Origin of the sequence: Zooshikella ganghwensis DSM 15267, assembly GCF_000428585.1 — a bacterium.
GTDB classification, from domain to species: domain Bacteria; phylum Pseudomonadota; class Gammaproteobacteria; order Pseudomonadales; family Zooshikellaceae; genus Zooshikella; species Zooshikella ganghwensis.
This window is the reverse complement of the sequence record NZ_AUAF01000131.1, coordinates 1-13,175: the sequence shown is the minus strand read 5'-3', so window position 1 is coordinate 13,175 and position 13,175 is coordinate 1. Positions and strand designations below refer to the sequence as shown.

Annotated in this window: 3 protein-coding genes; all 3 read left to right on the top strand. The window is 38.3% G+C overall.

Translation table 11 applies throughout. The features are described from left to right. The first annotated feature begins 232 nt into the window (after positions 1 to 232). A complete protein-coding gene (locus F607_RS0120440; protein ID WP_027709574.1) occupies positions 233 to 11,332 on the top strand; it encodes a Tc toxin subunit A-related protein in 11,100 nt (3,699 codons plus the stop codon). Positions 11,333 to 11,889: 557 nt separating this feature from the next. Next, positions 11,890 to 12,948 carry a hypothetical protein gene (locus F607_RS0120435; protein ID WP_027709573.1) on the top strand — a complete coding sequence of 353 codons (1,059 nt, stop codon included), beginning with the start codon at positions 11,890 to 11,892 and terminating at the stop codon, positions 12,946 to 12,948. Positions 12,949 to 13,031: 83 nt separating this feature from the next. Further along, positions 13,032 to 13,175, top strand: a 144-nt coding sequence (locus F607_RS30775) for a helix-turn-helix domain-containing protein (RefSeq protein ID WP_038291927.1), incomplete at its 3' end; no start/stop codon positions are given.

Genomic DNA, 13,175 nt, shown 5'->3' with positions numbered 1-13,175 from the left:
TCTTTTCTTTCTTTTGATACGCGCTTCACTCATCATTCACCTGCGCCCCTTTCTTTAGATTTTTACTTCAGGTGAGGCGACAACTATCCTGACATAAGGGGCCTTTAACGATGCTTCAGGAGCAACCTATCTATTATCAGGCAATAAAATAGCTCGCTATAAAGATATTGACAATGCTGTCATTGATGCCAGATATCCAAAGTACTACACCGAAACAGATTTAGACGACACTTTGTTCGCAGGGCTACCAGAAAATTTTAAGGGTAATATTGATGCAGCTGTTGCAAGTGACAACGGTGGAACATACTTTTTTAAAGGTGATCAGTTTATTAATTCATCAAACCCAGACAAAATCTGTTCCATTGCTGAGGTGTGGGGTAAAGAAAAAATCGATGTTAAGACGCTTGAAAAAGCGGATGCTGCTTACGCGTTTGAAGGGAAATGGTATCTGTTTAGTGGAGAACACATTTTTGCTTACCGAGACTGTATCGAGAATGAAGGGTTAGAAATTCTAGAGGGCTATCCTAAGAAGATCAGTGATTATTTTGGTGAAAAACTACCTGCCAAATTCCATCGTGATATTGATGCTGCATTAATCATCGCAAACTCATCAAATATAACCAAACTGTATTTATTTCATGATGATGAATTTGTAGTAGGTAGCTTGGATAGAGGCAATAGCGAGGCTGGAGAGACTGGAGAGATTGGAGAGATTGGAGAGACTGGAGAAGCTGTAGAGGCTAGCGAGGATGGCAAGGATAGTGTCACCAAACTATGGACCTTTAATGATCCTCAAAGTGTCTCAATATGGGGCGCTATTACTAATTTACTTGAACAGAATGGCATTGATGCAACGTTATCTGGCTTAGATGGACGCACCTATATTTTTAGTGGCGAACAGTATTATCGCTATTCAGGAAAAGATTATTTCCAAGCTGATCCTGGCTATCCTCGGTCAGTTGCAGAAGATTGGGCTGGTTTAAATACGGTTGAAGCAGCATTTACCTGGAATGGTGCAACATACATATTTGGTGAGGATAACGCTAAAAATAAAAAATATGTCCGCTATTCAACGAATAATTACAAGGAAGTTGATAAAGGATTTCCAAAACCACAGGAAGAAAAAAAGACATATTTATGGAATTTGCCAACTTCCTTTAAAAAGAAAACAAAGGGGAAAGGTGTTGATGCAATTTTTAATGCACCTGATGGTAAAACATATCTATTTTCGGGTAGTGATTTTATTTATTACGATGAAACTAATCGTTGGTGGTCAGAATGCCAGTTAATTAACGAAAATTGGAAAGCGCTTGGTGACAGCAGCTCAGTGAAAGCAGCATTTACCGGAAAAGACCAAAAAACATATATCTTCGTCAAAAATAGTGATGGTTTACAATATTATCGATTCTCTGATGCAGATTACTGTAAACCAGATATTGGATATCCTCGCCCTGTAGGGAGCTTCTGGGGCAATATCAAAAATCAGATTGCCGACTGTAACAGAGTAGATGCAGCAGTATCACTCAAATCACGAGAACTAAAAGAAAAAGATAATGGTTTTTTTGACCTAAAAGAGACAAACCACACTTATGTGTTTTGTAGAGATCAATTTTATCGTTATAAGTCAGATACCATTCAGACAAAAGTCAGAAGTGAAACTAAAAAGGTTGAAACTAGCCTGAGTATTGAGGCGGGATACCCTAAACCCATCAGCCAATTAATGTTTGAGCAACGTTTCCAAGCTTTAAAGCATACGCCTGAATTTATGGGGGACATTGCTGACGGCATTGATGCGGTTATGAGTGATGAGCGGAATGTTTATCTATTCAAAGACAGCAAAGTACAGATCCTCTCAGATCACTGTCACGCTGATATTCATCACTTTAACGGGCTGGAAAAAGCTATCGTTATGGAAAATGGTGAGATATTTGGTATTGGCAGCGTTGGAGAATCAGGCCAAACTTGGCGTCATATAAGCAGTCTTGAAGGAACGGGCGGAATTGTTTTAGGGCAACCGGGAGAGATGCCAGCTTGGTTAGCAGACATCAAAAAATCTGAAAATGAGATAGATGCTGTACTACAAGGAACTGACCACAACACCTACGTGTTCACCGGCAAAAATTTCCTTAACAAACAACTAAACCGCGAGTATAAAATCGCCAGCTATTGGGGAAAAGTCCGCAATAATATTGAAGATAATAATCATGTTGACGCTGCCTTTATTGGGGTTGATAAAAAGCTGTATCTCTTTAGCGGCGACCAATTTTATATTTATGCTTGGGATGAAAGTGTTAAGGACTACAAGCTCTACCTAGAACCTGGAAATAAGGACGATACGGGTGTACATAGTATTGCAGAGCATTGGGGAGGGCTGGATAACGTACAGGTAGCCTACCAGCAAGGCGACAAAACCTACCTTTGTGAGCAGCCAGACAGTACAGGCAGCTTTCGATATCAGTGCTACCGGGGCTCTGACTATTCGAAACCACTTTTTAACACGCCACAATATGCTGGCCCAGAGTTATGGGATATGCCCAAGCATCTAGTCCAACAGGGTTGGGGGCACTTTGATACCGTTTTTATCGAAAATAATCATGTATCTGGAGAGCAGACGCTAATCTTTATTAAAGATAGAAAATTCCTACAATATAACGTGGCTGGTGCTCACTGGTTTGAGCCAAAACCATTGGAGAATTTGTGGCCTAAAATACCTTGTCATCATGAGATTTTCGATAAGTTAGAAACAGCCTTTATCGACCCAGCCGGCAAAGCACACTTCTTTGGTAACCGCTGCTATGTCACATACAGTAAGCAATCCAATGCACTAGAGGAAGAGCTGGCTATCAGTAGCAAGTGGGGGCAATTGAGTGCGATTAGTAAAATTGATGCCGCTTTTGTCTCCTTGCAAGGTAAAACCTACCTGTTTTCTGGTGAGCATTACATACGCTACAGTCATGCAGACTACTGTCATGTAGATGCAGGTTATCCTAAGCGTGTGGCTGAACATCTGCGCAGTGAGCCTGGGTTTGAAAACCTTCCGAAAAACTTTGAAGTTGATGCTAAGTCTAATAACCCAGGTATTCAGGGCATAGTCAGCAATAGCCGTAATACCTACGTGCTTATGAATAACAAATGCTATGTCTCTTCAGAGAAAAACCATACTCAGCTTTCACTCAATTCATTAATGTACCGCCGTAATAATTTACTGATAAATCCACGTATTGATGCCGCGTTATTAATTCCAGGCAATACCGCTAAAGAAAATAAAACGTATTTATTCAGTGGTGATCAATACTTCCGCTACACAGGAAAAGGTTGCAAAAAGCTGGAGGACGGCTATCCAAAACGGATTGGCTTGAGTCTAGCAGGAGAACTGAGTTCAACCATTAACCCCTGGTTCTATAAAGGTATTGATGCGGCAGTACGTTGTAACGATGGCAGCATCTACCTGTTCAAGAATGGCAAGTATCAAAAACAGGGAGATGATCTTGAAGATATTTCTAAAACATGGGGTAAACGAAGTAACCCATTTCTGAAAGATCAGGGTTATATTTCGCAAATCGATGCTGCGTTTATTGATGCGGATAGTGGTCTAATTGCCATTAAAGGTGATCAAGTTGTTCGCTATGCTGACACAGAGCAAGAGTATATCGAGCCTGGTTATCCAAAAGCGCTCACAGATCTCTTCCATCAACTACCCGATAATTATCAGAATGGAGTTAATAGTGCCTTTACCTATGCCGGACGACTTTATCTTCTAAAAAAGAAGGATAAAAACAAAGAAAATCAAACGACGTATATTCGTTATCCAGCTAACCTGAATAAAGAGGGGCATTTTGAATGCCATGGTTTTCCAGAGGGATTATCTCCTTATTACCCTACTACCTTCGCTGATCACTGGAGTGATTGTGGAGATTTTAGGCTGTACGATCTACAGCGTATCTTCCGCTACAAAGAACTACAGAACACTTATAGTGGTGAACACACCTTGCTTGATGTCATTCGCCAATCCGGTGGCTATGCGAAAGATCCTTATGGAATGTTAGCTGATATTTTCGGTTGGAATAGTGATGATATTAAATGGCTTAAACGTAATAACAAATTGCAGCCAACTGACCGCGATGATGAACGTCATTTTAAACTAGAAGAAATAGAGAATCAGTTTGATATATTAGCTCTGCGAGAAAAGCTAGATGCAAAAGTTGAAGATTTATATAAATGTTGGAATGAATTATTTGGAGAATCAAAAAAACCATCAAGAGCCGCCGACCAGTTGCTTCAGTGGTTACAAATCCGTCATACAGGAAGCTCGGAAGGACAAATATTAGACAGTGAAATACACAATAAGCTCAACTTGATGAAGCGTGATGCGTTGTTGGAATACAGCATTCACTATTGCAAAAACCATCAAGACGAGCAATATGAAGATGCTCGTGATGTGTACGAAGACCTATTAATTGATGTGAAAATGGGAGAAATAGCAGAAACTTCCCGAGTGAAAGAAGCAATTTCTGCATTGCAGCTCTATTTTCATCGTTTCTTTATTAACTTAGAAGAGGGTAATCTAAAAAACACGACTGATCCTGTGTCTGAACGTGAGAGCCTAAAAGAACACTGGGAGTGGATGAAAAACTACCGGGTATGGGAAGCCAATCGAAAAGTATTCTTATATCCAGAAAATTATATACGTCCTGAGTTAAGGGATAGCAAAACACCTGAATTTAAAACATTGGAACAAAACCTGCTACAAGGGAAGTTAAGCGAAGAGAATATTGAAAAAGTATTTAGCAATTATATAGATGATTATACTGAAGTATCTGGATTAAAAATTGCTGGTGGTTATGCTTATGATAAGGAGGCTAATAAAGAAGTATTACTGTTTGGTAAAACCAAGGAAGAGCCAAAAAAATACTACTATCGAAAAGCAACTTTCATCGATGGAAAATCGGATAACATTCAGTGGAAACCATGGCAAGAGGTGCAAATCCAAATTGGCTCAGACAAGGTATACCCTGTTTATGCTTTAAATCGTTTTTATGTGTTTTGGGCTGAAATTGAGAAAAAAGGAAATGTACGCTCAGATACAAATGTAAGTGTTAGTACTGATGACGATAATACTGATATTAAGTCTGATGCTGTTATTGAGTCAGTTCTACAGATATACTTTTCGTACCAAAAATCTAGTGGCGGGTGGTCTGCGCCGCAAAAGCTTAATTACGAGATTACTTCGAATGACTTTATTACTGACTACTATTTGAGTTTTAGTGGGCAAGATAAGGCTAAATCACATGGTCGAGAAAGTATTATAGTAAGTTGCTACTATAATTCTGAAAAGCGTGTAAAACCAAAACTTAATGCTCAGGGTGTTGCAACTTGGGATGCGATAAAGAATGTATTGGAGTTGCAAAAAGGAATTGACCAGCAGACTGATGAAACCGTCCCAGTATTTATTAAGCATGAAGACTCAACAAATATCAATTTAATTAATTATAAAACCACAGTGGAGAAAGATGTTTTTACACATATGGATACTGAAGGGCAGTATTTTTATGTGGATAGAGTAATTCCTGGTGATAATTTTAACGTACCTTTAAAACGAGGTGAATCTGTCGCTGAAAATGATAAAAAGTTTAAATTAGTGATTGTAGAAGCAAAAAATGAAAACAAGAACTATGTATCATTCAAGTCTATTGAAAATGAGAAAGAGTCTTACTATATGCGCCATCATGCAGATAGAATTGTTCTGCATAGACCTGATGAAGGGGACTCCCGTGAGGACGTTTACAATGCTGATACAAGTTTTTCAGTACAAAAAGGCTTGATAGGTGATGGATACACAATTTACTCAATTGTAAATGATGGCAGTGTCAGGGTTCTCTATTTTGATAGAAATGGATGCTTATGGATAAGACTGTTATCAGAAATTAATTCGTTACAAGAAAAACGCAATGCCACCTTTAACTTTTTAGTTGATAGAAGCGAAGAAGTTGGACAGTTTACTTTTTATCCAGAAACCTTTGAAGCTGAGGATTTGCATGTAAAAGAGAAGATGCTTAGCAATACAAAGTACTGTTTTGATATATTCAAAAAACTCTTTCCTAAAGAAGACTATAAAAAGCTATCATCGCCTGTTTTACTTAATAATCCTCAAAGCGACACTTCGTTAGTTTGGAGCTGCTTTGATTATAAAGGCAGTAGCTTTCTTTGTAAGCCTCGTTCTGGTAGAGGGGTAGAGAATAATGAGAATAATTACACACTAGATTTAACTCGATCAAACTCAAATGCTTCAGAAATAGTAGGAATTTTTGATAAAAATAGTAAAGATAATTATGTGGTGTTCAAAAATGGACTCTTTTCTAGGTTCGAAAATAAGGATGGAGTTTCGGTAATTGAACTTACAGAAACGAATAAAATATTTCCAGATAAAGTTTCAAATATAAAGAATAATGGACTTGTAACCTCATCCTTTGTAAAGGATGAAAAATTGTATATGATAAGTGACGATGAATATATTTGCTATGATACAAGACTATTAAATAGTACTCGCGATGTTGGCGTTGATTATGGTTATCCTAAGAGTCTATCTGAGTTGGCAGCAGAATTAGAAAATAGGGAGAAAGATGAGTTTTTTGGTAATAAGCAGCCTCAGTCACTAAGTTATTTTCAGAATAAATATATATGGATAAAAGAAGGGAAGCTTTTTTCAGCCGTGAAGGGTGAGAGCAGTTTGAATGAAGAACGTATTGATTTATGGTCAACTGAAGTTGATGATTTATGTTATATTAGTAATGGAGAGGTTGTTTATACAAGTGGAGGGGAAATATTTAAAACCAGTAAAAGTGATTTTGAAGCTTATTTAGAATCTACTTTTAATGGAGGAGAAAAGAAACCTGATAAACTAACGAATGATCTTGCCTCTGCGAAAAGTATATATCTCTATAATGATTTTGTTCATGTGTGTACTAATGTATCAAAGAGACGTTACAGCTTATCGATTATAAATGATAGTATATTTAATATTCATAATCATTCCTTGCTAGATATAGAGTTGTATGGAAACTATATATTTACTCTGTCAAAAGAGAATAATACTAATAAAACAGTAATTCATTATAGAAACAAAAAGGGAGATAATTCAGAATCAGGTGAGAAAAATAAAGGGGCTATATACCTTAATGGTTTTAAATCCTCAAGCATATACTTTGATAAAGATAGTAAGCTTTGTGTTCGTGATAATCATGGTAGACTGTATTCCTTTAAGAATGAAATGTGGAAGGAAGTAGTCAATATTGAAGAAACAAGTAATGATAAATATCAGATTTTAGATAAAAATAATAAACCAATGAGTAATGATGTATTTGTAATAGTTAATGAGCCAAAATATAAGAGTGGATTAACGGGTAGAAAAATTAATTACCTATTATCTAAAGATCGCCAGTTATTTGCTTTTAGTGAAAAAGAATATATTAGGTGTACAAATACATTAGATAGGATTGATGAAGGATATCCTAAATTAATAGAAAATATTTCTGGAAATGATGATTTGAAGGTGCCTACTGATAAGGATGATGTTAACTCAGTAGCCTATGTGAATGAAAATGTGCTTTACTTCCTAGGTAATGGAAAGTTTGTACGTGTAGATACGGAAGGTAATACGACAAAAGAAAATATTAGCGATAAATGGGGGGCAGTAAATATACCTAATAATGTTCATGCCGCCTTTAAATTGGATGAATACATTTATATTGTGGATGACGGTATATCATATAAGTTCAAAAACAATCAGCTTTCAGGCGATAATTGGCTAATTGATATTGAGTTTAAGGAAATTCTAGGTAATCATTTCGATTGGAGTAAAGTAAAAGGTACTTTTGTTAAAGAGGATTCAGGAATAGTTGTTTTACTTTTGCGCGGAAACAACTTTGTTGAAGTCGATTTAAAGCGAAAGAAATATGAAGAAAAAAGCTATAAACTTAGTTTAGAAATACCAGAAAGTTGTAATAACTTTAGCTCGTCTTTTACTTGGAAGGGTGAAAATTATTTTATCGTAGAAAATGAAGTAAAATTCTTCGACTCGAAATTATATGAAGATAATGTGTTATACGATATTGTAAGACTCTCATCTTCTACAGGAAGTACTTTAAGTCAAAACCTTTTTGCAAAGGGCGTTGCAGGCCTGCTATCACGAAGTAGTCAAGTGCTCGATGAGACTCCTTCCTTCAACAGAGAAAGCATAATAGGTGAGTCTGAGGATAAAACAGTTATCTTGTGTGATCCGTCCAAAGTGAATCTTTTGCCGGTAAACACTCATCTAGACTTTAACGGAGCTAACGGACAGTATTACTGGGAAATGTTCTACCACGCCCCTTCTTTAATTGCTAACTCGCTAAATACTGCGCAGAAATTTGAAGAGGCCAAGCGGTGGTATGAATTTATTTTTGACCCAACGGATAAACAGGATTATTGGAAATTCTTGCCTTTCCTGGCAGTAGATGTCAAAGCGATCACCGATGAGCTGGAAAGTTTTTCAACTGCACTAACCGGTGCTAAATACTCACCAGCCAAGAAAGCAATTAATGACTTAGTAAATGAACTCGTAAAATTTGCGCCTGCATTACGTGGCGACATCAGTTTGTCTGAAGAGGACTTGATTAAACTGAATAAGCTGCATAAGTTGGAAAATGGTACGTTTACTACTTGGAGTGAGGTGACCAATCTTGAAGCTGCCTTGAAGGTGCTGGAAGTAGGTGAAGACAAACGCTTAAAGATACAACATGAAAGTGCTAAAGAGCTGGTCGATATTATTAAGCGTCTTCCCATACGTTATAACCTTATGGTTGCTTATGGAGCAGAACAAATACAGGCCTATCTGGATGATCCATTTGACCCTCATGCCATTGCCAACTTACGACGAATCGCTTATCGCCGTACGACGGTAATGGCTTATATTGATAACTTGCTGGACTGGGGGGACGCGCTCTTCAGGCAGTACACTCACGAAACCATCAACGAAGCCAGAATGCTTTATGTGTTGGCTTACGATCTGTTGGGTAAAAAACTAGAATATCTGGGTGAGAAAGCGTTATCACCTGAAAAAAGTTACTACAATATAAAAGACCTTGGAGCTGAAGAGGATTCTTCTGTATACGACTTTTTGTTTGATAGTCCAAAGACGGATTCAGCTGATATAACAAGTTTCACTCATGCGGGAATTGTGCACGAAAGTGTAGGTAACCCTTACTTCTACGTGCCAGAAAACACTGAATTATTGAAGTATTGGGAACGTATTGAAGATCGCCTGCATAAAATCCGAAATAGTCTGAATATTTTGGGTATCAAGCAGCCGCTTCCATTATTCCAGCCGCCAATAGATCCGATGGCGTTGGTCAATGCTGCTGCCAGTGGAGCAGGTATCAGTGCTGCAGTAGCCGGGTTGAATATGCCGGTCCCTCATTACCGCTTTAATTTCATGCTTAATAAAGCGCGAGAGCTAACCGGAAAAGTCACCCAATTTGGAAATGACTTGCTGGGAAATATCGAGAAAAAAGAAGCTGAGGAACTCAGCCTGCTGCAAAACAAGCAGGAAAGTGCAATACAGGATATTTCACGAGATATTAAAGAAGCACAACTCAGGGAAGCAAAAGAAAACCTTAAAAATCTTGAGGAAAGTAAAAAAAGTGCAGAAAAACAAAGAGACCACTACCAAGGGCTGAAGGATCAAGGCAAACTTCCTGAAGAACAGTCTCAAATTGACTTGATAACCCATTCCAGAAATATACAAATAGCGAAACCCATATTAGAAGCGGCCGCAGCAGTCGTAAATGCCATACCGGATGTGCATATAGGCCCTCCGTTTGCCAGCAATGTAAAGACAGGTGGTTCATTGTTAGGACCAGCCATGCAGTACGCTGCAACAGCACTGGGTTCTACTTCTGAAATACTCAGCACCAGCGGTGAAATAGCAGGATTAGAAGCACAATTCTTGAGAACCGTAGAAGAGTGGGATATTCAATTACTCATGGCAAAAAGTGAAATTATACAGCTTGAATACCAGATTGAAGGCGCTAAATGGTCAATAAAATCTGCAGAGCAAGAATTGGTCGTACACGACAAAGAAGTTGAACACACCAAATCTATGAACACCTTTATGAAAGAGAAATTTTCTAACGAACAACTCTATCAATGGATGACCAGCAAACTGTCAAAACTGTTCTTCCAGACCTATCAAATGGCTTATGACTTAGCGAAAGGTGCTGAAAAAGCCTATATCTATGAAAATGGTTTACCCGCCAGTGAGGTGAATTTTATCGGCAGCACCTATTGGGATAGCTTACATAAAGGCCTTATGAGTGGTGATCAGTTGGCATACGATCTCGACCGGTTAGAAAAATATGCCATCGACAACAACAGTCGTGGGTTTGAAATTACTAAAACGATTTCGTTAGCAGAGCTTGATCCCATCGCATTCTTAAAACTGAAAGATAAAAAAGAATGTGAATTTGCCTTTACGGAAGAACTGTTCGACTACGACTTCCCTGGGCATTACAACCGTCAAATTAAAACAGTGGCTATTAAATTTGTGGCCGGTGAAGGTAAAGTGGTGAACGCCACACTGACCCAGCTCAGCAACAAAATTGTGATGAAGCCAGACATTAAAGCGGTGAAATACTTAATAAATCTGAACGAAGAGCAGCCACTAAGCATTCGTTCTGACTGGCGACCTACACAACAAATCGCTGCCTCACAACCTGATCCTTACAGCGAAAACAGCAGTGGTTTGTTTGAGGTGAACTTTGGGGATGACCGTTATTTGCCATTTGAAGGTACCGGTGCGGTATCACGCTGGCGCTTAGAATTAGGCGGTAAAAAAGGTTCGTATGAACTGGGTGAAATCAGCGATGTACAAATTGAAATTCAATACACCGCTATGCAAGGCGGCAAAGCGTTTGCCGATGCCGTGAAAGGGATGCTAAAACCCTACGACACTGCGGTGCATATTGATTTCGCCACCACCTTCCCAAATGAATTCTTTGCTTGGGTAAATGGTGAAACCGAAGACATGGAAATAGTGATGACACAGGATCGCTTCCCTAATATTTCGGGTAGTAAACTCACCGCCGTCTACCCGCTGTTTGAAGTGAAAGAAGGAGGCCAAGTCTCAATGACCATTAACGATGACAGCAGCTTGACCCTACGCTCAGGTAAACTGTTATTAACCAATGCGTTAACGGTGAGCAAACGGGGCGATGTATGGCGATTCTCCGCAAAAGGCAATAAAGCCGATCTGGTGAATGCGGCGCTAGTATTTTCTTATAAAGCGAGTGTTGTATAAAAACGATGTTGTTTGTGTTGTTTGAAATTTAATTATTCTAAAAATAAATGAAGAATGAATTTAGTAATACCTAATTCATTCTTCAATATTATTTATAGGTAAATGGCTGAGAACTGTTGTAGATCTTCGAAGGCAAATTTACAGCAGTGTATCTATTAATTATCTAATGATAAGGCGTTATTTTTATAAATCTTGCAATTAATTATTTAAATGATGTAGAGGTGAGGGTAAGTAGTGATTGATAAATATATATTGCTAGACTTGACCCCTTTTACTTTACGAAGCCAGTGTTGTGTAAACACAGCATTGTTTTAAATTAAAAAAATGTATAGAGAAAAATAATTGAAGAATGAAATAAGCAATAGTTATTTCATTCTTCAATTTCATTTGTGGGTGAATATCTACACACTGGTATAGATATTAAAAACTTAATTGATTAAATAATTTGGAGGTAAGGGTAAGTCTTGTGTTTAAAAAATATTGCTAGACTTGACCCCTTTTGCTTTGACTTCTCTTAGTTTCGTTCTAAACACACATTACACATTGGGAATGACAAAATGGGACCAAATAACTTAGATCTAATATTTTCACAATTAAAAGAAAGCCCTAACAATACGGAAACGAGTGAAAAGCTTGATTCACTTATAAAGCGCTTTGAGAGGGACAAAATTGACCCTATACGGAGTGACTTGATAGCTTGGACGTCGAAAGAAGTAAGAAAACTAGCTAAAAATAGTAAAGGGGATATTTTGGGGGAGGGGCAGAAAACCCGCTTCACGCATATGGCTGACATTGCGATATCTTTAGATGAATTGGATAACTCGCTGAGTATTTCAGGATCTATGACAGGAAGAGGGAGATACGTACTTCGTGCAGACTACGCTAGAAAGCTATACGCGAGCGCTGCAAACTCAATTAAACTCACAAATGCCCCTTATAAAAAGGAAAAACTAGAATCAATAAAAGATTATGCGAGAGCTGAATTCGATAAGCAAATGAATCTACTACGGACGCATGAACAGCAATATGGTCAAAGTGAAGATGGTAGAACATCAGAAAATCTCACTGCAAACTGGATGGAACAGGTGAAGCTGCATGACGGGCATTTTTCTGCAAAAGACCCTTTGAAACTTGTACGCCATAGAGTGCGGCTTAAAGAAAAGGCGCATAGAGAGCGAATCACTGCTTGGGAAAAATACTTTAATTCGGAAGACTTTACTGCATTGAATGGAGATGGGCGTAGTAAACGAACGATGGAATTTCGGAATGAAATGTTAGAAGCTAAAAGCAAATTTAATGAAATGTATTCACTGTTACAAATGGAACAGGATACAGCAAGTGACACAGCAAAACTCAGAAATAGGATAACGAAAGCGATAGCACTTATCGGTGGAGGATTTTGGTCTATTAGCCGTAATAATACTGATGTGAGCAATACATTAAATGAGAAAGGACAAACCACTAACCAAGAACGGCAAGGAGGTGGGAGCACATTCAAACCCATAAGTATGGTGACTAACATAGTTACTTCTGTGTCTTCATTTAGAGCAGGCGCTGCCGATAATAATTTACGGATTCTCTCTGAATCGGCTAACGGGGTGTCAGCAGCAATGTAAAACTGACCCACTAGCAGCAATCGAATTTTGACCCACCTGAGTAAAATACCACCGTTTAAGCTTAAGTGTGTGGTATCGATGACATGTTAACTCAGGAGCTTGCAGTGGAAATACACGTACTAAAACGACAAGGCATGAGTATTCGTCGTATATCAAGAGAACTGGGCCTATCACGTAACACCGTTAGACAGTACTTACGAGGTCAAATTAAAAAACCAATCTACAGC